The sequence below is a fragment of the Thermoanaerobaculia bacterium genome (genome assembly GCA_035717485.1).
Classification (GTDB): Bacteria; Acidobacteriota; Thermoanaerobaculia; order UBA5066; family DATFVB01; genus DATFVB01.
Map to the genome: position 1 here is coordinate 1 of DASTIQ010000277.1, position 25,266 is coordinate 25,266.

Annotated in this window: 21 protein-coding genes; 13 read left to right on the plus strand and 8 right to left on the minus strand. The window is 68.0% G+C overall.

Translation table 11 applies throughout. From position 1 onward, the window contains the following. The 5 genes from VFS34_14410 to VFS34_14430 all read right to left on the minus strand — a co-directional run. Positions 1-1,690, minus strand: a 1,690-nt coding sequence (locus tag VFS34_14410) for a hypothetical protein (protein ID HET9795643.1), incomplete at its 3' end; no start/stop codon positions are given. Between the two features lie 211 nt (positions 1,691-1,901). Then, positions 1,902-2,327, minus strand: coding sequence for a hypothetical protein (locus VFS34_14415; protein ID HET9795644.1), 426 nt, complete (start codon positions 2,325-2,327; stop codon positions 1,902-1,904). A 101-nt stretch (positions 2,328-2,428) separates the two neighbouring features. Continuing rightward, positions 2,429-3,964 (minus strand): amino acid permease, encoded by a 1,536-nt coding sequence (locus VFS34_14420; protein ID HET9795645.1) that lies wholly within the window; start codon positions 3,962-3,964, stop codon positions 2,429-2,431. A gap of 56 nt (positions 3,965-4,020) precedes the next feature. Then, complete coding sequence (locus VFS34_14425) at positions 4,021-4,749, minus strand: HAD family hydrolase (GenBank protein HET9795646.1); 729 nt, start codon at positions 4,747-4,749, stop codon at positions 4,021-4,023. Positions 4,750-4,857: 108 nt separating this feature from the next. After that, positions 4,858-5,667: an SDR family NAD(P)-dependent oxidoreductase gene (locus VFS34_14430; protein HET9795647.1), complete on the minus strand. Its 810-nt coding sequence runs from the start codon at positions 5,665-5,667 to the stop codon at positions 4,858-4,860. Positions 5,668-5,886: 219 nt separating this feature from the next. Here VFS34_14430 and VFS34_14435 point away from each other — a divergent pair, with 219 nt between their 5' ends. Continuing rightward, positions 5,887-6,126 carry a hypothetical protein gene (locus tag VFS34_14435; GenBank protein HET9795648.1) on the plus strand — a complete coding sequence of 80 codons (240 nt, stop codon included), beginning with the start codon at positions 5,887-5,889 and terminating at the stop codon, positions 6,124-6,126. A 77-nt stretch (positions 6,127-6,203) separates the two neighbouring features. Here the strand turns inward: VFS34_14435 and VFS34_14440 are convergent, their stop codons facing one another. After that, on the minus strand, positions 6,204-6,818 hold the full coding sequence (locus VFS34_14440; GenBank protein HET9795649.1) for a TetR/AcrR family transcriptional regulator: 615 nt from the start codon (positions 6,816-6,818) through the stop codon (positions 6,204-6,206). A gap of 206 nt (positions 6,819-7,024) precedes the next feature. Here VFS34_14440 and VFS34_14445 point away from each other — a divergent pair, with 206 nt between their 5' ends. From VFS34_14445 to VFS34_14495, 11 genes are all read left to right on the plus strand, one after another. Next, the gene (locus VFS34_14445) at positions 7,025-7,924 is read left to right on the plus strand and encodes a hypothetical protein (GenBank protein HET9795650.1); all 900 of its coding nucleotides are present in this window, start codon (positions 7,025-7,027) and stop codon (positions 7,922-7,924) included. Positions 7,925-8,122: 198 nt separating this feature from the next. Next, a complete protein-coding gene (locus VFS34_14450) occupies positions 8,123-8,971 on the plus strand; it encodes a hypothetical protein (GenBank protein HET9795651.1) in 849 nt (282 codons plus the stop codon). Between the two features lie 206 nt (positions 8,972-9,177). Further along, the gene (locus VFS34_14455; GenBank protein HET9795652.1) at positions 9,178-10,023 is read left to right on the plus strand and encodes a hypothetical protein; all 846 of its coding nucleotides are present in this window, start codon (positions 9,178-9,180) and stop codon (positions 10,021-10,023) included. A gap of 192 nt (positions 10,024-10,215) precedes the next feature. Beyond that, the gene (locus tag VFS34_14460; GenBank protein HET9795653.1) at positions 10,216-11,787 is read left to right on the plus strand and encodes a hypothetical protein; all 1,572 of its coding nucleotides are present in this window, start codon (positions 10,216-10,218) and stop codon (positions 11,785-11,787) included. 186 nt (positions 11,788-11,973) lie between these two features. Further along, positions 11,974-12,819, plus strand: coding sequence for a hypothetical protein (locus VFS34_14465; protein HET9795654.1), 846 nt, complete (start codon positions 11,974-11,976; stop codon positions 12,817-12,819). Between the two features lie 167 nt (positions 12,820-12,986). Continuing rightward, a complete protein-coding gene (gene glpK / locus VFS34_14470) occupies positions 12,987-14,435 on the plus strand; it encodes a glycerol kinase GlpK (protein HET9795655.1) in 1,449 nt (482 codons plus the stop codon). Between the two features lie 52 nt (positions 14,436-14,487). Beyond that, the gene (gene mtgA / locus VFS34_14475; GenBank protein ID HET9795656.1) at positions 14,488-15,168 is read left to right on the plus strand and encodes a monofunctional biosynthetic peptidoglycan transglycosylase; all 681 of its coding nucleotides are present in this window, start codon (positions 14,488-14,490) and stop codon (positions 15,166-15,168) included. A 90-nt stretch (positions 15,169-15,258) separates the two neighbouring features. Next, positions 15,259-17,475, plus strand: coding sequence for an SdrD B-like domain-containing protein (locus VFS34_14480; protein HET9795657.1), 2,217 nt, complete (start codon positions 15,259-15,261; stop codon positions 17,473-17,475). 28 nt (positions 17,476-17,503) lie between these two features. Continuing rightward, the gene (locus VFS34_14485) at positions 17,504-18,535 is read left to right on the plus strand and encodes an OmpA family protein (protein ID HET9795658.1); all 1,032 of its coding nucleotides are present in this window, start codon (positions 17,504-17,506) and stop codon (positions 18,533-18,535) included. Positions 18,536-18,659: 124 nt separating this feature from the next. Then, the gene (locus tag VFS34_14490; protein HET9795659.1) at positions 18,660-21,740 is read left to right on the plus strand and encodes a TonB-dependent receptor; all 3,081 of its coding nucleotides are present in this window, start codon (positions 18,660-18,662) and stop codon (positions 21,738-21,740) included. Between the two features lie 108 nt (positions 21,741-21,848). After that, positions 21,849-23,828 carry an alkaline phosphatase family protein gene (locus tag VFS34_14495; protein HET9795660.1) on the plus strand — a complete coding sequence of 660 codons (1,980 nt, stop codon included), beginning with the start codon at positions 21,849-21,851 and terminating at the stop codon, positions 23,826-23,828. Positions 23,829-23,912: 84 nt separating this feature from the next. On the opposite strand, the gene VFS34_14500 is transcribed toward VFS34_14495, so the two are convergent. Both VFS34_14500 and VFS34_14505 read right to left on the minus strand, forming a co-directional pair. Then, positions 23,913-24,326, minus strand: coding sequence for a hypothetical protein (locus VFS34_14500; protein HET9795661.1), 414 nt, complete (start codon positions 24,324-24,326; stop codon positions 23,913-23,915). Between the two features lie 20 nt (positions 24,327-24,346). Next, on the minus strand, positions 24,347-24,625 hold the full coding sequence (locus VFS34_14505) for a hypothetical protein (protein ID HET9795662.1): 279 nt from the start codon (positions 24,623-24,625) through the stop codon (positions 24,347-24,349). 389 nt (positions 24,626-25,014) lie between these two features. On the opposite strand from VFS34_14505, the gene VFS34_14510 reads away from it, so the two are divergent. Next, positions 25,015-25,266 (plus strand): carboxypeptidase-like regulatory domain-containing protein (locus VFS34_14510; GenBank protein ID HET9795663.1); only part of this gene is annotated, 252 nt, incomplete at its 3' end.

The following is a 25,266-nucleotide window of genomic DNA, read 5'->3' on the forward strand; positions in this document are numbered from 1 at the left end:
CGACGAGATCCGCGACGGGATCACGGCGCGGATCGACGAGAAGGGCGCGGGCCTCTTCCTCTCCCGCCGCGGACGTCGCGGCGGGGAAGAGCCGGAAGCGCTCGCCGCCGGCCAGCCGGTACACCGTCCGGTACGGAGAAGTCGCGAACCAGGGTTCCAGTCCGGCGGAAGGCGGAGAGATCGACGAAACCGAACGAACGTCCGCCAGGCGGAGGAGCCCGGCCTTGCGCGGGTCGGACAGCGGCAGAGACGCCACCGCCCGGCCGAAGAGGAACGAGCGGCGCGGCGAGAAGCGATCGATGTCGTTGTTCCCGGCGAACGCGACGCCCGCCATCGTGGGGGCCATGGGTCGCAGCGGGTCGGCCGCCACTTCCGTCTCGCCGTCGAAGTAGAACCGCCCGCCGCGCGCCGCGACGGCGCGAACCGCCTCCGGCGGGTCGTCGAACTGCGAGGCCGGGGCGAGCGGGACCGAGTTCCAGGTCCGGGGAACGAGATCCGCCAGGAGGATCAGGGCGAGCGCGCCGGCGAGACGCCTCGGGCGGCGCGCGAAACCGGCGGCGGCGATGAACAGCACTCCCGAAAGCGCCGCCGCGGTCGAGAGCTCGCGGCCGATCGCATCGAGGATGGCGCTCCGCGCCGGCGCGAGAGAGCCGTCCGCGATTCGCGATCCGACGATCGCCGACCACGCCCGAACCGGCGCGAGCCGGACCAGGAGCGCCGCGATTCCCGAAGCCGCCGCCATCGACGCGCCGGCCACCGCGACTCGCCGGATCGCCACGCGATCCCCCGACCGTACGCGATCGAGGCCGAAACCGGCGGCCGCGATCGCGCAGACGGCGGAGAAGAAGAGCCACTTCTCCGGATACCGGACGAGCGAGAGTCCCGGCAGCGAGAGCAGCCGGTCGCCGCCCGGCAGGTAGCGGCCGAGCGAGAGGAGCGCGGCGATCGCCGCGAGTGTCAGCAGCGCGCGCCCGCGGCGACGGCGCGCCGCCGCGGGAAGGAGGGCGAGCGTCGCCATTCCGACCGCCAGCGTCGAGATGTACGGAGTCCCCGCATCGAAGAAGGCGCTTCCCCAGAACCCGTTCGCCGTCGCGGCGTGGACGTCGCCGAAGAGCCCGGGCCAGACGAAGGCGAGGAAACGGAGCGGCCGCACCGAGTAGAACGCGGCGCCGGAGGCCACCGCGAGACCTCCCCGCCGGACGGTGTCGCCGATCAGCCCGGCAGCCCCGGCGATCTGCGGCATCGCCATCGCGGCCCCCGCGAGGGCCGCGCCCGCGGCGGCCTTCCAGCGGCCGCGCCGCTCGAGGAGCCGGAACGCAAGAGCGAGAAAGAGGACCTCTCCGGCGATCGCCGGCTCGCCCGACAGGATCACGAGGCCGAAGATCAGGGCGCCTCCCGCGACGCCCGATGGCGCCCCCCAGGCCGAGAGCAGCGGGAGAAACAGGGCGACGCTCCAGGCGGTCGTCGGGAGCGAGGCGAGCGTCATCGCGGGCCCCGACACGGCGAGCGCGAACGCGCACACGGCGGCGGAGAAGCGCGTGAGCGAAAGCTTCCGGAGCGCCGCGAAGGAAAGGAGCGCGAAGGCCTCCGCCCACAGGAGATGCGCGGCCCGCGCTCCCGACGAGAACGGCCGAACGAGGAACAGGAGCGTTGCCGGGAAGAAGACGGCGTTGTTCGGATCGGCGGCCATCGGGATCCCCGATCCGAGCGACGGGTTCCAGAGCGGAGAAGCGCCCGACCGGATCGCCGCGGCGAACGCGGCCCGGAGCGGGGCGAAGAAGAAGCCGAGGTCGCGGGCGTAAAAAACGAGGCCGCCTCCGAAGAGACGGCCCCAGAAGATCGCGATGCCGCCGGCGAGGATGGCGGCCGCCGCCGCGTCCTTCCGGCTTTTCAGAATCGCGTCACCTCTTCGTTTCGACCGTGACGTAGAAGTACTTGGCCCGGTCGATGTTCCGGAACACGTGCGCGAAGGTGATCGTGAAATTGTCGCGGGCTCCCTTGTTCAGGTCTCCGACCTTCACTCCTCCGTCTCCGGCGGCGATCAGGTGATTCTCCTCGTCGAAGATCGCGACCGCGATCCCCGGGACGACGTCGACCGTCGAATCGTTGTCGACGCGGACGTGCGCCCGCGAGGTCGACATCCGGGTCGGCTTGACGACCGATCCGAGGTCCCAGGTGATCTGCTTGACGGTGATCCCGCTTTCCGTCCAGTTGAGGACCTGCACGCCGTTCACGGGCGCCCATTCGAAGCGCTTCGTCACGACGGCCGCCGAGACCGACGCGGCGGCCGCCGAGACCAGGAGCATCAGGGGCAGAATTCTTTTCATCGTCACCTCCATCCCAAGGGTAGCAAAAGTTCAGCCCTGAGCGCTCACGTCCGGCAGGGAAAAAAGGAAAGCCTTTTGTCGAGGGAAGCGGGTTTCCCGCCCTACTTCAGCTCGCGCGGAGGAAGGTCCGAGGCCGGATTGAAGTCGCTCGGCCGCGGGCCGTTCCGGAGCCGCGAGTGGCGGTGGCCGTACAGGAAATAGACGACGAGCCCGGTCAGGAGCCAGCCGAAGAACCGCCACCACGAGCTCGGCGGGAGATAGAAGATGAGGTACACGCACGCGACCAGACCGAGGCCCGGCAGGAAGACCGGCCCGAGCGGAACGCGGAACGGGCGCTCCCGGCCGGGGTCCTTGAAGCGCAGGACCATGATTCCCAGACAGACGAGGATGAACGCGAAGAGCGTTCCGATGTTCGTGAGATCCACCATCTCGTCGATGTTCGCGACGGCTGCGGCGAGACCGACGAGGACCCCGGTGAGGATCGTCGCGACGTGGGGCGTCCGGAACTTCGGATGCACCTTCGCGAACGACGGGGGAAGGAAGCCGTCCCGCGCCATCGCGAAGAGGATGCGGGGCTGGCCGAGCTGGAAGACGAGAAGGACGGCGGTGTGGGCGATCACCGAGCCGAGCGCGACGATCCCCACCATGTAGTTGGGCATGCGCACGTACTTCATCGCCATCGTCAGCGGCTCCGCCTGCTGCGAGGAATTGAGGTGCTGCAGGACGGGGAACGGGACCATTCCGGTGAAGACCGCCGCGATGCCGACGTAGATCACCGTGCAGACGATCAGCGAGCCGATGATCCCGATCGGCATGTCGCGCTTCGGATCGCGGCACTCCTCCGCCGTCGTGGAGACCGCGTCGAAGCCGATGTACGCGAAGAAGATGATCGCCGCGCCCGTCGAGATCCCGGCGAAACCGTTCGGCGCGAAGGGGTGCCAGTTCGCGGGCTTGACGAAATGGAAGCTCACGAACACGAAGAAGGCGAGCACGACCAGCTTGATCGCGACCATCACCGCGTTGAACCGCGCCGACTCCTTGACGCCCCAGACGAGGACCACCGTGATTCCGGCGACGATCAGGAAGGCGAGGATGTTGAAGACGATCGGGATCCCGAAGAGGTGCGGCGCGCCGGCGATGACCGCGGGCACCTTCTGGTGCGCCGTGCGGTAGTCGATCGTCAGCCACGTCGGGAGATGGATGCCGAGGCCGTCGAGAAGCGTGTTGAAGTAGTTCGCCCAGGAAATCGCGACCGCGACGTTCCCGATGGCGTATTCGAGAATGAGGTCCCAGCCGATGATCCAGGCGACCAGCTCTCCGAGCGTCGCGTACGAGTACGTGTAGGCGGACCCGGCGACGGGCACCATGGAAGCGAACTCCGCGTAGCAGAGCGCCGTGAAGCCGCAGACGACCGCGGTCAGGAAGAAGGAGAGCATCAGCGCCGGCCCGGCCCCGGGCCGGTGGGCGTCGCCCGCGGCCGCGGTGCCGATCGTCGCGAAGATGCCGGCTCCGATGATGGCGCCGATCCCGAGCGCGATCAGATTGACCGGACCGAGGGCCTTCTTGAGCTGGTGGCCCTCTTCCTGCGTCTCGGCGACGAGGTCGTCGAGCGATTTCGTCCGGAACAGCTGATTCAAGTTGGTCGAAGGGTAAGGGACGCCCCTTCGGAACGCAACGGATTTCTGGCGGGAAATCAGCCCGCGGAAACGCCCGCGGCGACCGCGGAAACGCGCGCCGGGAGCTCGGCGAGAGACCGGATCCGCTCCCGGATCTCGGGATGCCGGTCGTCCCGGTCGAGGAGGAGCGCGGACAGTCCGGCCGCGCGGGCGGCCGCCCAGTCTTCCTCGACCGAATCGCCGACGTGAACGGTCTCCGATCCGGAAACCCCGAGGCGCTCGCACGCCCTCCGGAAGATCTCGGGATGCGGCTTCCCCGCCTGCTCCGTCGCGGAAATCAGGAGCGCGGAGAATCGCGCGGCGAGCCCGTGCGCTTCCAGGAGCCCGGCGAGCGTCGAGTCCCAGTTCGAGACGATCGCGAGCCGGTACCCCGAAGCCTCGAGCGCGTCGAGCGCGGGAACGACGTCGTCGAAAACCGCCCAGGCGTCCGGGCGCAGAAAGTGCCCGACGAGCCGGTCGAAGCAGGCGGCGGAGAGGCGCCCGCCGTCGAAATGGAACCGGGCGCGCTCGACGAACATCTCCCAGAAGCCCCGTTCACCCGTCGGGCCGCCGTACCGGTCGACGAGCTTCTTCTCCCGGATTTCGCGCCACGTCTTCGCGAGCGCGCCGCCGAGCGCCGCCGCGTCGCCCTTCGCGCCGTCGAGCGCGAACTCGCGGAGGTAGACCTCCTCGACGGGAGGGTCCGCGCGGAGGAGCGTCGCTCCCGCGTCGAAGGTGATCGCGCGGATGATCGGGCGGTCGGTCATCTCAACGCGCCGGGTTGAAGCGCCGCGGCCGCTCAACCCGGCGCCGCCGGAGCGTCGCCGCCCGAATCCCCGAGCCGCTGCTCACGACTCGCGACTCGCCGACCGTCGTCACGGCATCACCTGGCCGCCGTCGAGCACGATCGCCTGTCCGGTCAGGTCGCGCGCGTCGTCCGACGCCATGTAGGCCGCGAGCCCGGCGATCTCTTCCGGATCGAGGACGCGCCCGAGCGGCGCCATCCGGGCGCAGATCGCGCGCGCCTCTTCTTCCGTGACTTTCGCGCCGCTCGCGATCCGGCGGTAGCCCTGCCGGGCGAGATCCGTCTCCACCCAGCCGGGGCAGATCGCGTTCGCCGTGATCTTCCGCGGCGCGAGCTCGAGCGCCATCGTGCGGGTCAGGCCGATCACGGCGTGCTTGGTCGCGACGTAGGCCGCCAGCCCCGGAACGCCGAAGCGGCCCAGGACGGAGGAGAGATTGACGATGCGCCCCCCGTCCGGGATGTGCCGGGTCGCCGCGCGCGTGACCCGCCAGACCGCGGTGAGGTTCGTCGCGAGCACGGCGTCCCAGGTCGCGTCCGCGGCGGCGTCTTCCTCCGACGATCCTCCGGCGACCGGAGTGAGACCCGACGTCCCGGCGTTGTTGACGAGCACGTCGATCGTCTTCCAGCGTTCGACCGCCGCGCCGAGAGCGCTCCCGTACGACTCGGGCCGGGTCACGTCGCACTCGACCGCGATCGCTTCGCCGCCCGCGGAGGCGATTTCCCGCGCGATGCGAAGCGTTTCGCCGGAAGAGCGTGCGGCGAGGCAGACCCGGGCACCCTCGGCCGCGAAACGGCGCGCGATCGCCGCGCCGATGCCGCGCGACGCGCCGGTCACGAAGGCGGTTTTCCCCGAAAGCCGCATCGATTTCGAGATTATCATCGCGGGATGCGACGTTTCCTCGCTCTCTCGGCCGCCGCCGCCCTCGCCGGTTGCGCGTCACGGACGGCCCGGACTTCCGGGAGTGCCGCGCCCCCGGCTCCCCCGCCGCCGCCCGCCGCGGCGAGCACGCCGGCGCCCGCTCCCCCGCAGCCCGCTCGGTACCTCGCGCCGACTGCCTTCGCCGGGGGCGACGGCAGTTCCGTCGAGCAAGCCGTCGTCGTGCTCGCGCAGACCGAAGACGAGGGGATCGACCTCGAGCACCACTGGATCTTCGACCATTACGGCCGCTTCCGGAAGCTCCGCGGCGGGCTCGCTTCGGCGGACGGAAAGCACTACGACGTGCTCACGGTCGAGCTCGGCGACCACACCGAAAAGACGATCTATTTCGACATCACCGGGTTCTACGGCGTGATGGAGGTCCCGGGAACTCCCGCGCCTCCGCCTCCACCGCCCCGGTAGCCGCGCGCCGGTGACTTTGCAGCCCGGGCGCGCGGCGAGGCGCGAGCCCGACGGGATGCGGCATCGCCCCGCACCACTCAGGAATCGGGTGAAATGCCGCCCAGCAGAAACTCGAACACCGACCGGATCGAGGAGCGCGAGAACGATTCGGCTCTTCCCTCGCGCCGCGCGATCGCGCGGTCCCGGATCATCGCCTCCGCCGCGCCCATGAACGCCGAACGAAGCGCCGCCGGATCGAGCGACGGCGCGAGGCTTCCGTCCCGCTGGCCGCGGCGGATGAGCAGATCGACGAGCCCGGAGAAATCGGAAAGACCCCGCGAAATGCTGACGACCTTTCCGTCGCCCCGCACGCGCCGCTCCTCGAGGAGCACGAGAAAGGCGAGATTCGGATCGGCGTCGAACGCGGCGATCATTGCGGAGAGCACCTTGAGAATTCCGTCGCGTCCGCTGCGGGCGCCGGACGCGATGGCCTCGAGCTTCGCGTTCAGCGGAGCCCAGCTCTCGTTGAATACCGCTTCGAGCAACCCGGCCTTCCCGCCGAAGAGGCGGACCATCTGGGTCTCGGCGGAGCCCGCTTCCCGGGCGATCAGCGCCGTCGACGCGCCGTCGTAGCCATGCTGCAGGAAGAGCTCGCGGGCCGCGGCGATGAAACGCTCGCGGGAGCTGAGGGTATTTTCGGGTCCGTCGGCCATCGGCCCGATCCTAGGGCAGGACGGCAGACCATCGATATCGAATTGCGGGCTTTTTTCGTAAATCGATGAAAATAAAATACAAAAAATCCTTGACCGATAGTGGCACTGCCATCATAATGCGCCGCAATATTCAAATGACCGCCCGCGACGAGCCGATGTCCGACTTGCCCAACAGGCGGGGTCCATTCGGAGGAGGAGCTCGGAACATGAAGAAGGTTCTCGTTTTCGGGGCCGCTCTGGCCTTCGCCGTTTCGGCGATGGCCGAGAAGAAAGAAATCAACGGGCAGTGGTACAGCATGTTTCCCACGAAGGCGAACGCCGAGGCGGTCTCGCACTATGCGCGGGGCGGCGGCGGCTCGAACCTCGTCTACCACAACGGCGACGTGCTCGTCGCGGCGAAGGTCGTTCCGATCTTCTGGGGAACCTACTGGTCGTCGGGAACCGGCGCGAGCCAGGCGGCGACGATGGAGTTGTTTTACGAGCAGTTCGGAACCAATTCCCACTACGGCGTGATCACGCAGTACTACGACACCGTCTACGGCGGAACGCGAACGATCGGGCTCTCCACCCTGACGAATTCCGGCGACGCCTGGTACGACTCGACGAACCCGACGAGCGCGAACGTGACCGACGCGATGGTCCAGGCCGAGGTCAACGCGTACCTCGCCGGCCACGGGTACAAGGCGCTCGACAGCCACGGCGTCGACCAGGCCATCTATGAGGTGTTCATCGGGCCGGCGTACTTCTCGTCGAACGGCACGAGCGGGTCTTGCGGCGCGACCGGCGGCGTGAGCCTCGCGTACTGCGCGTATCACGGAAGTTTCAGCACGAGCGCAGGCGGTGCGACGAAGACGGTCAAGTACTCGATCGAGCCGTACCCCTCCTGCAGCGGCTGCAAGACGAGCGGCTGGAGCGACGTCAACAACATGCAGCATTTCGCCTGCCACGAGACCCGCGAGGCCGTGACCGACCCGGTGAGCGGCTGGTGGGACAACCGTGGCTACGAAGCCGACGATAAGTGCGCGTGGAGCCCGACGCCCTTCATCGACGGCGGGTACGGCTACCAGTACGAGTGGTCGAACAAGAACGGCGCCTGCGTCAAGTAACTCCTCCGAAAAACGTTTCTTTCAGGCCCCGGTTCGCCGGGGCCTCTTCTTTTTCGCCGTCCTTCCTGCCTGTCCTTCCGATCAGTAGATTCCTTCGTCTGCGCTTCCGATAATCCCCGTGCTCCCCTTCCGTCCGAGGCGGGGCCCATACCGGGCGCGCCCAACGGACCGGCAATTTCCTCCCGGAGGTTTCCCCGGATGAAAACGGTCGTTTCCCTTGCGCTTTCGCTCGCGCTCGCCTCGTCGGCCGGCGCCGCGATGAAAGAAGTCAACGGTCACTGGGTGCACGAGTATCCGACGAAAGGTCGGGCCCTTCTGCACACGGCGAGCGCCTCGAACATGTCGTACCACGGCGGAAACATCCTCCCCGCCGCGAAGGTCGTTCCGATCTTCTGGGGCTCTTACTGGGGAACGTCGACGGGTTCGTCCCAGCGATCCGCGATGAGTCTCTTCTTCCAGCAGTTCGGGACGAATGCGCATTACGGAGTGATCACGCAGTATTACGACACGACGACCGGGTCGACGCGGTACATCGGGCTCTCGGCGCTGCTCGCCACCGGCTCGACCGGCTGGTCCGACACGACGAACCCGTCGTCGTCGCGCGTCACGGACGCGATGGTCGAGGCGGAAGTCGACAAGTACCTCGGAAGCCACGCGTTCAACGGCCAGTCGATCTACGAGGTCTTCATCGGACCCGGGTACTACTCCTACGACGGCGGCGCGACCTCCTGCGGCGGGGGGAATCTCCGGTACTGCGCGTACCACGGCGCTTACTCCTGGAACGGCCACACCGTGAAGTACTCGATCGAGCCCTACCCCTCGTGCAGCGGCTGCCACGCCTACGGCTTCACGACCGCGCAGGACATGCAGCATTTCGCCTGCCACGAGACCCGGGAAGCGGTGACCGATCCCGTGAATGCGTGGTGGAACGGATCGACCGGATACGAGGCGGACGACCAGTGCGCCTGGAGCCCGGCCCCGTTCACCGACGGCGGCTATGGCTACCAGTACGAATGGTCGAACCGGAACGGCGGCTGCGTCCGGTAACCGACGAGCCGGCCCCGCTCTTTCGCCCCGGCGCGCCGGGGCGTTCTTTTTTGACGGACAAAAACCGTTTGAGGCGAAAGAGACTTCTTGACGCCTCCCGGCGGCGCCCCCATAATTCCCCGCAATTTCCGGCCGCCCGCGACGAGCCACGATCCCGCGACTTGCCCAACAGGCGGCGGTGTAGGGAACGGAGGAGGAACTCGGGAATGAAGAAGCTACTGGCGCTCGGGATCTCTCTCGCGCTCGCGTCGACGAGCTTCGCGGCGATGAAAGAGGTCAACGGACACTGGGTGCACGAGTACCCGACCAGGGCTCAGGCGCCGATCCACGCGGCGTCCTCGTCGAACATCTCCTACCACGGCGGCGACATCCTGAACGCGGCGAAGGTGGTCCCGATCTACTGGGGAACCTACTGGGGAAGCGGCACCGGCGCGACCCAGCGCTCCACGATGAACCAGTTCTACGAACAGTTCGGAACGAACTCCCATTACGCCGTCATCACCCAGTACTACGACACGACGACCGGCTCGACCCGCTACATCGGCGCGTCGACGCTGCTCAACGCCGGCGGCGACTGGTACGACTCGACCAACCCCACGTCGGCGAAAGTCTCGGACTCGATGGTTCAGGCCGAGGTCAACAAGTACCTGAATTCCCACTCCTTCAACAACGAAGCGATCTACGAGGTCTTCATCGGACCCGGCTACTACTCCTCCGACGGCGGCAGCACGTCGTGCGGCGGGACGCACCTCGCGTATTGCGCCTACCACGGCAGCTACAGCCACAACGGGCACACGGTGAAGTACTCGATCGAACCGTACCCGTCCTGCAGCGGCTGCCACGCTTCCGGCTTCACGGTTCTCCAGGACGCGCAGCATTTCGCCTGTCACGAGACGCGCGAAGCCGTCACCGACCCGGTCAACGCCTGGTGGAACGGCTCGACCGGCTACGAGGCGGACGACCAGTGCGCCTGGAGCCCGGCGCCGTTCACCGACGGCGGCTACGGCTACCAGTACGAGTGGTCGAACAAGAACGGCGGCTGCGTCAAGTAGCCAGAACGACTCCGCCAGATTCGAGGCCCCGGCTCGCCGGGGCCTTTCTTTTGTTCGAGTTCAAGACGAAACGCCGCGTCTATTGACCGCCCGAAAGCAAGTTCCTGATAATCGGGACGCCCGTCCGCGACAGCTCACGATTCTGCGACTGGCCTCCGGGCGGAAATCGGGCCTGAGGAGGAACATCAGGAAATGAAGAGATTCATCGTTGCCGGAATCATGCTCACCTTCGCGGGCTACGCCGCCGCCCAGAGCGCTTCGGCGAATCCCCGCGCGCAGGTTCGCGCCGCCGTCCACTTCGACACGTCGCCACCTCTGCGCGACATCACGCCCGAGCTCCCGCTGTTCCGCGCGCCCCACGAAGCGCCGCGACCCCTCCCGTTCCACCCCGCGGGTCTGCCGTCGGACGCCCCGGATCCGGTCGCGCAGACGTCCGCCAACGTGCTGGTGGCCGCGACGGCGGGGCTCGGCTTCGCGGGTGTCGGGCAGGGGGACTACGGGTTCTCGCCCGATGCCGCTCCGCCCGACACGAACGGCGCGGTCGGCGCGACCCAGTACGTCCAGTGGGTCAACGAGTCGTTCGCGGTCTTCGACAAGTCGGGCAATAAGGTCCTGGGACCTGTGGCCGGCAATACACTCTGGTCCGGATTCGGGGGCGGCTGCCAGAACAACAACGACGGCGATCCGATCGTCCAGTACGACAAGCTCAACAATCGGTGGGTCATGTCGCAGTTCTCCGTGAGCACGACCCCGTATTTGCAGTGCTTCGCGGTCTCCGCGACGTCGGACGCGACCGGGTCCTGGCACCGGTACGCGTTCACGGAGCCGAACTTCAATGATTACCCGAAGATCGGCGTCTGGTCCGACGGCTACTACGCGACGTACAACATGTTCACCGGCACCTTCCAGGGAGCGCGCGCCTGCGCCTACGACGGCGCGGCGATGAGAAACGGGACCGCCGCGAAGGAAGTCTGCTTCCAGCTCTCGTCGGCCTACGGCGGTCTGCTCCCCGCCGACATCGACACGCCGGCGGCGCTTCCGACGGCCGGCTCGCCCGAGTACTTCCTGAATTTCGGGTCGAGCTCGCTCCACGTCTGGAAGCTCCACGCGGATTTCGGGACGCCGGCGAATTCGACGTTCACGGGGCCCGCGACCATTTCGGTCGCCGCCTTTTCGACGGCCTGCGGCGGCGGAGCGTGCGTCCCGCAGCCGGGAACGAGCCAGAAACTCGATTCGCTCGGCGATCGCCTGATGTACCGCCTCGCCTACAGCAAGGTGGGGACGCTGGAGTCGCTCGTCGTCAACCACTCCGTCAAGGTGAGCGGGAACAAGAAGACCGAGGTCGACGGCGTCCGGTGGTACGAGCTGAGACTCAACACGTCGACCGGGGCGACGCCGACCCTCGTCCAACAGGGGACGTATTCCCCCGACTCCGCCTCGCGCTGGATGGGATCCGTCGCGCGCGACAAGACCGGCAACATCGCTCTCGGATACAGCGTCTCGAGCGCGAGTCTCTACCCCTCGATCCGTTTCACCGGCCGCGCCTCGACCGATCCGCTCGGAACGCTTCAGGCGGAGACCGGGCTTCACAGCGGGACAGGGTCCCAGCAGCGGTCCCTGAACCGCTGGGGCGACTACAGCAGCATCAGCGTGGATCCGATCGACGGCTGCACCCTTTGGTATACGACCGAGTACCTGAAGAACAGCGGCACGTTCAACTGGAGCACCTGGATCGGCAGCTTCAAGATGGCCGGCTGTCAGTAAGTTCCGGCTCTTTTGCGTCGTTTCCGGCCCCGGGGCGACCCGGGGCCTCGTTTTTTCCACGCGGTTCGACCGGTTCGAGCCGACCGCCCGGGAACGCGAGTAAAGGCAAAAAAATTGCATGCAAACGGGCCAATGGCGCTCCGCAATCTCGCGATTCGCCTTTTCGGGAAGAGGAGGAACTCCGCGATGAAGAAACTCATGGCTCTGGCGTTCTGCGTCGCCCTGGCGTCGACCGCCATGGCCGAAAGACGAGAGACCAACGGACACTGGGTGAACGAGTTTCCGACGAAAGCCCGAGCCGCGCAGCACTTCGCGCGCGGCGGCCACGGGGCGAATCTCTCCTACCCTGGCGGCGACATCCTCAACGCCGCGCACGTCGTCCCGATCTATTGGGGAAGCTACTGGGGAAGCGGCACCGGCGCGACGGAGCGCTCGACGATGGACAGCTTCTACTCGCAGTTCGGAACGAACTCCCATTACCAGGTGATCACGCAGTACTACGACACGACGACGGGGACCACCCGGTACATCGGCTTGAGCTCGCTCTATTCCGCGGGCGACTCGTACGACTCGTCGAACCCGCCGACCAACGTCACGGACGCGGCGGTCCAGGGCGAGGTCAACAAGTACCTCTCGACCCACACGTTCGACAACGAGGCGATCTACGAGGTGTTCATCCCGCCGACGTCGTATTCCTCCGACGGCACCTATACCTCCTGCGGCGGACCGAATCTGTACTACTGCGCGTACCACGGCAGCTACACGAGCGGCGGCCATACGATCAAGTATTCGATCGAGCCGTATCCGAGCTGCGCGGGCTGCCATGCGTCCGGATTCACGACGCTCCAGGACGCCCAGCACTTCGCCTGCCACGAAACCCGCGAAGCGGTGACCGACCCCGTCAACGCATGGTGGGACAGCAGCGGCTACGAGGCCGACGACAAGTGCGCGTGGAGCCCGGCGCCGTTCACCGACGGCGGCTACGGCTACCAGTACGAGTGGTCGAACGCGAACAAGGGTTGCGTGAAGTAGGAGCTCCCGCTCCGGATATTGCGCCCCGGCTCCGGCCGGGGCTTTTTTTTGCGCGAATCCGGCGGAGAGCGCCGGTGCGCGCCCGGGCGCAACATCCCCGCGTGGTTCCGCCCCGACGGACGACTCGCGGCTGACGGCCGCCGCGGTCCGCGGACTAATATCCCGCCGTGCCATCCCGCTTCATCCTCGCGATCGACGCCGGAACGACCGGGAACCGCGCGATTCTCTTCGACCGGGACATGCGTGCGGTCCGGCGCGCGTATCGCGAGCTCCCCGTCTCGTTCCCCCGGCCCGGGTGGGTGGAACAGGACCCCGGGGAGATCCGGGACGGCTGCATCGCCGTCGCCCGCGAGGTGCTCTCGGACGTTTCGCCGAGCGACGTCGCCGCGATCGGCATCACGAACCAGAGGGAAACCGTCGTCGTCTGGGACCGCGAGAGCGGGACTCCGCTCTCGCCGGCGATCGTGTGGCAGGACCGCCGGACCGCGGAGTTCTGCCGGACGCTCGATTCCGCGATGCTTCGCCGGCGGACGGGACTTCCGGCGGACCCGTACTTCTCCGCGTCGAAGCTGCGGTGGATCCGGGAGCACGTCGATCTCCCGGAGACCGCGATCGCCGGAACCGTCGACAGCTGGGTTCTCTGGAACCTGACGGGCGGCCGGCGCCACACGACCGACGCCTCGAACGCCTCTCGGACCCTGCTCTTCGACCTTTCTACCGGAGCGTGGGACGCTGGCCTCTGCGCGCTCTTCGACGTCCCTCCCGCGATGCTCCCCGGGATCACGGCGAGCGGAGGCGATCTGGGCGCTTCCGATCCGAAACTCTTCGGCGCGGAGATTCCGGTCTGCGCCGCGATCGGCGACCAGCAGGCGGCGCTCTTCGGGCAGGCGTGCTTCCGGCCGGGAGACGCGAAAGCGACCTTCGGCACCGGACTCTTCCTCGTCTGCAACGCGGGCGACGCGATCCCGGCCTCCGACGCGCTCCTTTCGACCGTCGCGTGGCGGATCGGCGGCCGGACCGTCTATGCGCTCGAGGGGAGCGCGTTCGTCGCCGGCGCCGCGGTGCAATGGCTCAGGGACGGCCTCGGCATTCTCGAGACGGCGGCGGAATCGGAAGCGGCGGCCGAATCCGTCGCCGACAACGGCGGGGTCTATTTCGTTCCCGCCCTTTCCGGCCTCGGCACGCCCTACTGGGACGCGGCGGCGCGCGGTCTCTTCATCGGACTGACGAGAGGTACCGGGCGCGCCCATCTGGTGCGGGCGACGCTCGAAGCGATCGCGTATCAGACGCGGCAGCTCGTGGAGCTGCTCGGGGCGACCCTCGGCGTTTCCGTGCCGGAGCTTCGCGTGGACGGAGGCGCCACCGAAAACGGTTTCCTCATGCGGCACCTCGCCGACGTGCTCGGCGTCCCCGTCGCCCGGCCGGAAATGGCGGAGCTCACCGCGGCGGGCGCCGCCGGCATCGCCGGAGTCGCCGCGGGGTTCTGGCGCTCGCCGGAGGACTTCGCGGAGCGTCTCGGGAAGCCGCACGTCTTCGAACCCTCCGGGGCCTCGCGCGAAACGGAATACGGCCTCTGGAAAGACGCGGTCGAGCGGAGCCGGGCCTGGGCGCCGTGACGAAGCCGCCGTCCGCCGGCCCGCCCGGGGACGCGGCGGGCCCGTGCCGCCCGTGAGACGCGCCGCCCGCTGGGCCCTCATCGCCGTTCTCACGCTCGTCGCCGCGGCCGCCCTTTTCTTCGCCACCCTTCCCGACGTGGGCTCGCTCGCCCGGCACGATCCCCCGACGACCGCGTTCATCGAACGCCGCAAGGCCGAGCTCCGCCGGGAAGGGCGGAGCGACCGGATCGACCGCATCATCGTCCCTCTCTCGCGCATCTCGCCCGCGCTGAGGCGCGCCGTCGTCCTGACCGAAGACCAGAATTTCTACCGCCATCACGGGGTCGACTGGGAGGCGACGAGGCTCGCGATCCGAACCGACATCGACCGGCGACGGCTCCGGGTCGGCGGCTCCACGATCACCCAGCAGCTGGCGAAGAACCTCTATCTCTCCCCGGCGCGCACGCCCTGGCGGAAGGCGCGGGAGATCGCGATCGCGATCGAGATGGACCGGCTCCTCCCGAAGAGTCGGATCCTGGAGCTGTATCTCAACGCGATCGAGTGGGGGGAGCGCTGCTACGGCGCCGAAGCGGCGTCCCGGCTCTACTTCGGCCACCCGGCCTCGCAACTGACCGACCGGGAAGCCGCGATCCTCGCCGCGATGATCGCGTCGCCGCGGGTCTTCGGCCCCGGCCGGCATTCGCGTCGGCTCGAGCGGCGCGCGATGCGAATCCTCCGGCTGATGCAGCGCTGAACGACGGCCGCTCACCGGATTTGGTTCGATTCTTGCTTGCATCCGGTTCGGCTTCCTTCCCCGGAATCGGCAACAGCAGGAGATCCGACGATGAGCTTTTCACGGATCGTTTCGACAGCCGGCGGAGCTGCGGCCGGGGTCCTGGCGGCTTCGTTCGCGATCGCCGCCCCGGGCCGGTCGCCCGTCCGAACGCCCTCCTCCGCCGCTCTCCCCGAGATCCGCCGCACGTCCGTGGCGACGGCGACGGCTCCCGCCGCTCCGGCCGGTTTCTCGGCGGGCGCGGTCGCCGTCGTGGACGCCGCGGGCACGACGCCCGCCGGAAACGTCTTTTCCTCGCGCGATCAGGTCCATCTCGCTGCCGGCCCGGCGGATCCGGCGTGCGCGATCGGGGCTCTCGCCGACGGCGCGTGGTTCTACCAGGTGACCGACGCCTCCGGTCAGACGCTCCTCTCGGGCGCGCCCCGGTCGCTCCAGGTCTCGGGCGGCGTCATCGTCTCCGCCGACGGCGCCTCCTCCGGGGAAACCGCGTGCGGATCGGAGATCGTCGCGCTCGCGCCCTTCGACCGCGCTCCGAACGGCACCGGGAACTACCGGGTATGGCTCACGCCGGCGGCGGACCTCCAGACCGCCTCCTCGTGCGGATCGGGCTGCTTCTTCGGCTTCCTTCCCGGATTCTCGACGACCGCGACGTTCGCGGTCCGCGAGGACTCGCGCTGCCGGACGACCCACTGCCTTTCCGGCGTCGTCTTCTCGGACGTGAACCAGAACGGGGTGCGCGATTCCGGCGAGCCGGGGATCCCCGGCGTCGTCGTCTCCGCGACCGACGGGCACGGGATCTCCGCCACGGGGATCTCCGGGCCGGACGGTGCGTGGTCGATCTGCGGACTTCCCGAGACGCAGTACACGGTCACCGAGACCGTGCCGGCGGGATACCGCCAGACCGCGCCTTCGGCGACCGTGCAGATCAGCCGGTATCTCGCCTCGGTCGTCTCCGATTCGGGCGGGACCTTCACCGTGACCTTCTGCAACGAGAGCTTCTCGAACCTGACGTTCGGGAACGCGGCGCTCCCCGGATCCATCTCGGGAACCAAGTTCAACGACGCCAACGGCAACGGGCTGCTCGATTCCGGCGAGGCGGGAGTCGCGGGCGTGACGATCAACCTGTTCGTTTCGGCCGACGCCGCGAGCCATTCGCCGATCGCGACCACCGTGACGGACGCCAACGGCGGCTTCACCTTCGCCGGCGTCGCCGCCGGGTCGTACTTCCTCAGGGAAGACCTGCCGAACGGGTACCGCCAGACGACGCCCGCCGGCGACGGCGACCTGTTCGTCTCGGTCGCGCCGGGACAGTCGGTCACGGACGTTCTCTTCGGCAACCAGCTCGCGACCGGAGCGATCACCGGCACGAAGTTCGACGACGCCAACGGCAACGGCGTCCGAGACCCGGGGGAAGGCGGCCTCGCCGGCGTCACGATCCAGATCAGCGGACCGTCCGGAACCTCCTCGACGACGACGGACTCGGGCGGCAACTTCTCCTTCACCGGCCTCGCGCCGGGAACCTACATCCTCTCCGAGGTCGTGCCCGACGGCTACCACCAGACCTTCCCGGCGCCTCCCGGCACGATGTCGGTCACCCTTTCGGCCGGCCAGACGGCGACCGTCCTGTTCGGCAACCAGGCGCTCGCCGCGACGGGATCGATCTCGGGCCTGAAATTCAACGACGCGAACGGCAACGGCCTTCAGGACGCGGGAGAGTCGGGAGTCGCGGGCGTGACGATCAATCTCTTCGCCGCGTCGGGCGGAGCGCTCGTGGCGACGACGACGACCGGCGCCGACGGCACGTTCACGTTCACCGGGATCAACCCCGGTTCCTACCAGGTTTCGGAGGTGGTCCCGGACGGAACCGTCCAGACGCTGCCCGGCGGCTCCGGAATGGTCCCGGTCACGGTCGCGGCGGGACAGACGGCGAGCGGAGTGCTCTTCGGCAACCGCTCGTCGGCGGGGGGCACGATCTCGGGGTTCGTCTTCTACGACATCAACAAGAACCAGATCCAGGACATCGGCGAGAAGCCTTTCCCCAACGTGACCGTGATCGTGAAGGACACCTCGGGCAACGTCGTGGCGACGGCGGTGACCGATTCGAACGGCGACTTCACGCTGACGGGAATCGCGCCCGGCGACTACACGGTGTGGACCTTGCCGCCGGTGAACTTCTTCCAGACCGTCCCGCCGAAGAAGGGACCGATCCCCGTGCACCTCGAGCCGGGGGGAACCGTGACCGGCCTCGTCTTCGGTCTGGCGTGCTGACGGAACTGAGATTGTGCGGAGGACGATGATGAATCGGCGACTCGGAACTCTCCTATCGATGGTTGTGGGGATCGTGCTCCTCGCCGGCGCCGCGCGCGCGCAGGACCGCTCGGACGTGAGCGATCGGACGGCTCCGAACGTCCTCAAGGGGGACACGTACGTCGGCGCGCAGGTCGGCGTCGATTTCCTCGGCGACACGAACTACAAGTGCCGCTGCGACGCGCGGCAGTCCGATTTCCTGCTGTACGGCGGCCGGTTCGGACATTTCTTCACCGATCACTTCGCCCTCGAGGCGACGGTGAACTGGATCGACCTGCATCCCGGGTTCTACGACGCGTCGCTCGGCGTGATGTACGACTTCACCCCTTCGATTCCGGGGTGGAACACGTACGTCGGCCTGGGCGGCGGAACCGAGCGCGAACACGTGCACGGAAAGGGCGAGGGGTTCGTCTATCTCGGCGTCGGGTCGGAGTACCGCTTCAACCGCGTGGTGGGCGCCCGCTTCGAGCTCCGCGGCGAGCACGTTTTCGCGGAGCCGTTCATCGGCGGGAGCGCGCACACCGACGTGCAGCCCAACGTCGGCGTCGTGATCCACTTCGGAGCCCCCGCGCCTCCGCCGCCTCCTCCGCCGCCGGCTCCGGAGATGCCGAAGGCGGCTCCGCCTCCCCCGCCTCCGGCGCCCGCGCCGGCGCCTCCCGTGGAGGCGCCTCCGCCGCCCGTCGTCGCGCCCGCTCCGGCACCCGAGACGTCGACCAACGAGATCCCCTTCGAGCGGAACTCGTCGCGCCTGTCGAACATCGCCAAAGCCGTCCTCGATCGCGTCGCGGCCCGCCTGAAGGACGACCTGCACGCGACGATCGTCATCACGGGATATCCGGACGAGGCGACGCCCGAACGGCGCCGCGAGACGCTCGCGGGGGCCCGCGCCGAGCACGCGAAGGAGTACCTCGTGACGCGCCACGGGATCGACGCGGGGCGGATCTCGACGCGGACCGATTCCGCGACGCCCGCGACGGCCGGAAAGGCTTCCGTGACGGTCACGTTCAGTCCCCGCTCGTAGCCCCGACTCGCCCTTCCGACCCAAAAGCTCCCTCGACCCGAGGGAGCTTTTTTTATTAAGAACTTGCCCTATTGGTCCGAGTCTTGCTCATAATTCCGCAATTCATTCTGGAAGGAGGAGCAAAATGACCCGACCCAAGGCACTCCTCGTTCGAGTGGCCGGCATCGCCACGATCGTTCTCGCCGCCGCCGCCGTCGAAGCGCAGACGACGGGAAACATCGAGGGCACCGTCACGGACGCGCACGGCGGCGCGCTGCCCGGAGCCAGCGTGGAGGTCTCCGGCCCGGCGCTCCAGGGGACGCGCGCGACCGCCTCCGATTCGAACGGTCGCTTCCGCGTCCCGGCGCTGGCTCCCGGCAGCTACAAGGTCACCGCGTCCCTCACCGGCTTCACGCACGCCGAGAAGAACGCGACGGTGGCCCTCGCCGGGACCGCGACCGTGAACCTCGAGCTCCAGGTGGCCGCCACGGCCAACGTCACGGTCACGGGAGAGGCCCCGCTCATCGACACGCGGAGCGCGGCGACCGGGTCGACCTACAACTCGGCGGTCATCAGCAAGCTCCCGGTCGACCGCAACTACGCGTCGATCGTCCTGTCGCAGCCCGGCGTCCAGATCGACTCCGGCGAGACGCAGGGAAACCATCTGGCGATCTCGATCTACGGGACCACCTCGGCAGAGAACACGTACCTCATCAACGGCGTCAACACGACCAACGTCATCAAGGGCACCCAGGGCAAGGACATCAACGGCGAGTTCGTGCAGGAGGTGCAGGTCCTGACCGACGGCTACATGGCCGAGTACGGCCGCGGCACCGGCGGCGTGATCAACGTCGTCACGAAGTCGGGGTCGAACGAATTCCACGGCGGCGTCTTCGGGTACTACAACAATTTCGCCCTTCGCTCCTCGCAGAAGGTGAACGTCACGCCCGGATACACGCAGTCCGGAGACCAGGTCATCCCGCTCGCCTTCACGAGCCCCATCTTCCAGGAATCGGACCTTTCGCGCGGAGAGGCGGGCTTCGACATCGGAGGGTTCGTCGTCAAGGACCGCGTCTGGTTCTTCGGCGCGTTCGACCGCTTCAAGGAGGATCGCCGATTCCGGACGTACGACACGAACACGCAGTCGCTCCTGCCCGGGGACTATCCCGACAACCAGGTCTCGACGAAGATCGCCGGCAAGATCACCGCGAACCTCGCCGAAGGAACGACGCTCATCGGATCGATCACGACCGATCCCTCGACCCGATCCGGAGCGGGGAGCACGACGAGTACGCCGACTCCGGAGTCCGACCCCGGCACCTATCTCGCCAACCGTTACTCGGGGGGAAACGACTACACGGGGCAGCTCCTCCAGATCTTCGGCTCGAACGCCGTGGCGACCCTCCAGTACGGGCGGCACGAGGACCGCTTCGCGACGAAGCCGTTCGAGATCGGCCAGCCGCTCCTGATCGACCAGACCCCCGTGGAAAACATCCAGGTTTCGGGAAACCCGGTCCTGACCGGGGGCTGGGGCTTGGTCTTCGGCCCCGTCACGAACAACCAGTCCAAGCGCGATCAGATCGCCGGCAACTTCACGTACTACCTCGGCAGCCACGAGCTGAAAGCCGGCGGCGACTGGCAGAATGACGAGACGACGGGAGCTTCCTTCTACACGGGCGGACAGTCGATCATCATTCACGACTGCACCCAGCCGGGCACGACGTGCGCCGCCAACGCGCCGCTCCACACGTTCACGGTCAACGGCATCTCCTACACCGATCCCGTGTACTACGAACACGATTACTTCACGGCGAGCGGAAGCGACCTCACGCCGCTCGCGAGGGCGCCGTTCGACGTGAAGACGCCGCAATGGAGCGCGTACCTGCAGGATTCCTGGAGAGTCCTGCCGTCGCTCACCGTCAACGCGGGGATCCGCTACGACGAGGAAAATCTCAAGGGAGGCAACGGCGCGACGGCCATCAAGTTCAGCCACGAGTGGGCGCCCCGCGCGGGTTTCGTGTGGGATTTCACCGGCGACGGCACGAGCAAGATCTACGGGTCGTACGGGCGCTTCTACTATTCGATCCCGACGGATCTGACCGTGCGCGTGTTCACGGCGAACACCTCGGTCGTCTCCTACAACTACGATCCGTCGGCCACGTCGCAGGACCCGACGGCCCCCTTCGGCCAGCTCGTCCAGGTGGGGACGTTTTCCGGCGAGCCGATCGCGCCCGGCATCAAGGCGCCGTACCAGGACGAGTACGCGCTCGGCGTCGAGAAAGCCCTCGATGCCAGCTTTTCTCTCGGCGTGAAGTTCACCTACCGAGCCCTGGGCCGGACCGTCGAGGATCATTGCGATCTCGACTACACGGCCAATCCGTTCGGCGCCTCCTGCGCGATCGCGAATCCCGGGAGCGACCAGCCGCTCGCCAACGGCACCTTCCCCTCGTGCGACAACTCGGCCAATCCCGCCGACCCGAACTCGGGGCAATGCGGGCTCCCCGGCGTTCCGATGCCTCCGGCCAAGAGAATTTTCCGGGGAATCGAACTCGTCGCCCGCAAGCAGCTCGGCCGATCGATGTGGGCCCAGGCGTCGTATCTCCTCTCCTCCCTGAAGGGCAACTATTCGGGAGCGATCCGCGAGGCCGACGGTCAGACGGACCCGGGGATCAACGCCGATTACGACTACGGCGTCTTCCTCCACAACGGCTCCGGCTATCTCGACCTCGACCGCCGGCACCAGATCCGGCTGGATGCGGCCTATTCGGCGCCGTTCGGTCTCCAGGTCGGGGTCGGGGCGTACGCGCGGAGCGGAACGCCGCTGTCGGTGCTCGGGTACTACAACAGCTTCTATCCCGACAACGTCTTCCTCACGCCGCGCGGTTCCGCCGGCCGGACTCCGTGGGACTACGAGGTCAACCTGAACCTCGCGTACTCGTGGAACGCGGGAAGGGGGATCAGCGTCACCCCGATGATCTACGTGTTCAATCTCCTCAACCGGCAGACTCCGACCGCCTACGACCAGGACTTCAACCCGAACGGAAACTTCGTCACCGACTCGACGAGCCCCTTCTACGGACAGCCGGGGATCAAGCCCGGCGATCCGCTGCCCGGCGGGGGAACCTGCCAGTCGAGCGTGCCCTGCAGCGACAACCCGTATTACCGGAAGATCACGGCGCGGACGGACCCGCGCTTTCTCCGGTTCGCCGTGCGCATCGCTTTCTGACCCGTTTCCGTCGACGGGAACGGCCCGCCTCGCGGCGGGCCGTTCCCGATCTTCGGCCGCTCTCGAGCTCCGGCCGCGGGGGACCCGGCCCGCTACAATGGGCGGCGGGTGAGGATTCCGCGGATCGTCCTTTCGACCGTCGCTGCCGGCGCCATCGCCTGCGGCGCGCCCAAGCCGCCACCTCCGGTTTCCTCCCGCCGCGCGCCGGTCGAAGACAGCGACGTCGCCGTCCGGTCGCGGCCCGCCCGGACAGCGTCCGCGCCGGTGATCTGGATCGGCCTCGACGGCCTCGACCCCGACTGGATGAATCGCCTGTCCGCGGAAGGAAAGCTTCCGAACTGGTCGAAGCTCGTCGCGGAGGGGGCCTCCGCGAAGCTCGCGAGTTACATGCCGATGCTTTCTCCCATCGTCTGGACGACGATGGCGACCGGCGTCGGCCCCGATCTCCACCGCGTGCTCGATTTCCAGGAGATCGATCCGGCGACGGGAGAGAAACGGCCCGTTTCCGGCGCGTCGCGGGCTCTTCCGGCGATCTGGAACGTCGCGTCGGCCGCGGGGCGGCGGGTCGGGGTCGTGGGGTGGTGGGCGACCGATCCCGCGGAGATCGTCAGCGGCTTCTTCGTCTCCGACCGCGCGTTCCCGATCGCCTACGCGGGCGGAAGCCGCCGGGGGACGGCGTTCCCGCCCGCCCTGGACGACGCCGTTCGCGCCGCCGTCGCGCGCGACGGCGCGGTGGCCGCCTCCGATCTCGCTCCGGCGATCCACCTGCCCGAGAGCGAGATCGCGGCGCGGCTCGGAAGCGCGGACGGGATGAAAGACCCGGTCTTCGCGTTCGGACGCATCCTCGCGTCGACGCGCGTGTACCAGCGCCTCGCGCGGGACCTGTACGACCGCGAACGCCCCGACTTCATGACCGTGTACTTCGAGGGAACCGACGCCGTCGGCCATGTCTTCGCCTCCGACACGCCGCCGCGCCTCGCGTGCGTGAGCGAAGACGACGTCACCCGGTTCGGGAGCGCGGCCGCCGCGTACTTCGCGGTGATCGACCGGATCCTCGGGCAATGGATGCGGCGAGCGGCGGAAGACGGGGCAACCCTCGTCGTCACCTCCGATCACGGGTTCAAGTGGGGAACGGAACGGCCGTGCGAACGCTCATCGAGCGAGTGGTCGACGGCCGCGTACTGGCACCGTCCCGACGGCCTCTTCGCGGCCTGGGGCGCGCGCGTCTCGCCGGGCGTCGACCGCGGGCACCCGAGCGTCTTCGACGTCGCCCCGACCGTGCTCGCTCTCCTGAATCTCCCCCCGGACGTCCGGATGCGGGGACGCGGGGTGACGGTAGCGTTCCGGGACCTCCGGCCGCTGCCCGCCGTCCGGGAACTCGATCGGCTCCCCGTCGACCGCGTCGCCGCCGCTCCCGTCTCGGCCGCCGAGCAGAACGAGAACGCGAAGAAGCTCGTCGCGCTCGGCTATCTCTCCCCGCGGGACACCGCCGATCTTCCGAGCGCTCGCCGGACGGCGGGGCCGCCGGGAATGACCGAGGGCGCCTGGAACAACCTCGGCCTCTACGAACGCGAGACCGTCGGCAACCTGGCGGAAGCCGAGAAGGATTTCCGAAAGGCGCTCGACCTGCGCCCCGGCTATCACTCTCCCCTCTTCAACCTGGCGATCCTCTATCGCGCGGAGCACCGCGACGCGATCGCGCGCGATTATCTGTTTCGCGCGCTCGCCGCCGGACACGCCGACCCGGCGGGAACGATTCTCTCGTGGGCCTCCGAATACCGCCGCGCCGGAGACGCGGCGCCGGAAATCGACCTGCTCCGGCGCGCCCGCGAAGCGTATCCGGCCGACGAGCCCCTGGCCCGCGCCCTCGGCGACGCGCTCTTCCGGCATCGGGACTGCGCCGGCGCCCGTTCGGCCGTCGCCGCCTTCTCGGAATCGGCTCGCGAACCGGAGACGTTGAACGCGCTCGGGCTCTACGAGACGTGTCTCGGCAACCGGGACGGCGCCGCCGCTCTCTTCCATCGTTCGCTCGCCATGAAGCCGGCACAGCCGGGCGTCATCGAAGCGCTCAGGGTGCTGGGGAAGTAGCTTTCGGGACGCGGCGGGCCGCCGCGGACTCGCCCCGGACCGGCGGAGCGACGAGGCGCGGCGAGAAGACCGGAAGACGATCGATCAGTACACCCCGCCGCTGAGATAGAGCAACGCCATCCACACCCCTCTCACGAACCGGAACAGCACGGCGGGAATCAGGATCGCCGCGATTCCGAGAACGAGCAGCTCCCGGCGCAGTCCGATTTCCGGAAGGAACGGCACCGCGCCCAGGATCAGGAGGAGCGACAGGGTGAGATTGATGTCCATCGATCCGAGCCAGACGGCTTCCCGCGCGTAGCTCACGCCGCATTCCGAGCAGGCGTCGCGCATCCGCCAGAACGAGACGAAGAGCCGGCCCACCCCGCACACCGGGCAGCGCAGACGCAGACCGCGCCCCAGCGCGTGGCGGACCGAGGCGAACGAGAGCGGAGCGCTGGCGGTCCACGTGTGAACCAGGGGATGAACCGGCGCCGGGCGTCGCGGCGGGGGGACCATCCCTTCGAGCATACTCCGTCCTAGGCGGTGACCGGCTCCCGGCTCAGGCGGGCGAGCGACGCCCTCAGGATCTCCTTCAGATCGCTTCCGGGTCGGGCGTCTCCCACCTGCACGTCGCTCTCGGCGAGCAGGTCGACGAGCGTGCGGATGATCTCCGCGCGCTTGACGATCGAGCCGGTCGCGGCGCGGATGTCCGCCGACAGACGGTCGAGGAAGATCACCTGGCGGTTCAGCATGACGACGGTCACCTTCGACCAGTCTTCGCCGTGAATCGCGGGCCTTCCCGGAGGCCGCGTCACGCGGCCTGCCGCGTCGTTGCCCGCATCGGTTCGTGGCTCCGAAAAACTCTTCTTATGTTCCACCGCGTTTCTTCCTTTCGCCGGGCGCAATTGGCTCCCGATTCGGTACCGATGCACAAAGCGCGCCGGAGGACGGGAATCCGGCTATCCGGATCAACTTTCGGAAAATCGGACTGGACCGTCATCTCGAGCCCTTCGGCCCGCCGCTAACTCCGCTCCCTTCAAGCACCTCCTCGCCTGGCGACCATGGCAGCGGTGTTGCTATCTAAACTATTGAAAATGAATAGCTTAGAAGTAAAGACGCCTTTCTCTCCAGAAGCGAAGAAGGAAAGAAGTCGAGGTATTCCGCGCAGATTTTCAGGCTCCCCCCGGGGAGCCGAGGAGGAAGCATGAGGGGACTCTTTCGAAGCCTCGCCATCTTCACGATGGCGACCGGGCTCGCCGCGTCGATGTACGCGCAGGCGACGTCCGGAAACATTTACGGGTCGGTGAGTGACGAACAGGGGGGCAAGCTCCCCGGCGTCGCGGTGACCCTGTCGGGCTGCGGCGCGCCGCGGAGCACGACGACGGGAGCGCAGGGCGACTTCCGTTTCCTGAACCTCGCGCCGTGCACCTACGCGGTCAAGACGGAGCTCTCCGGC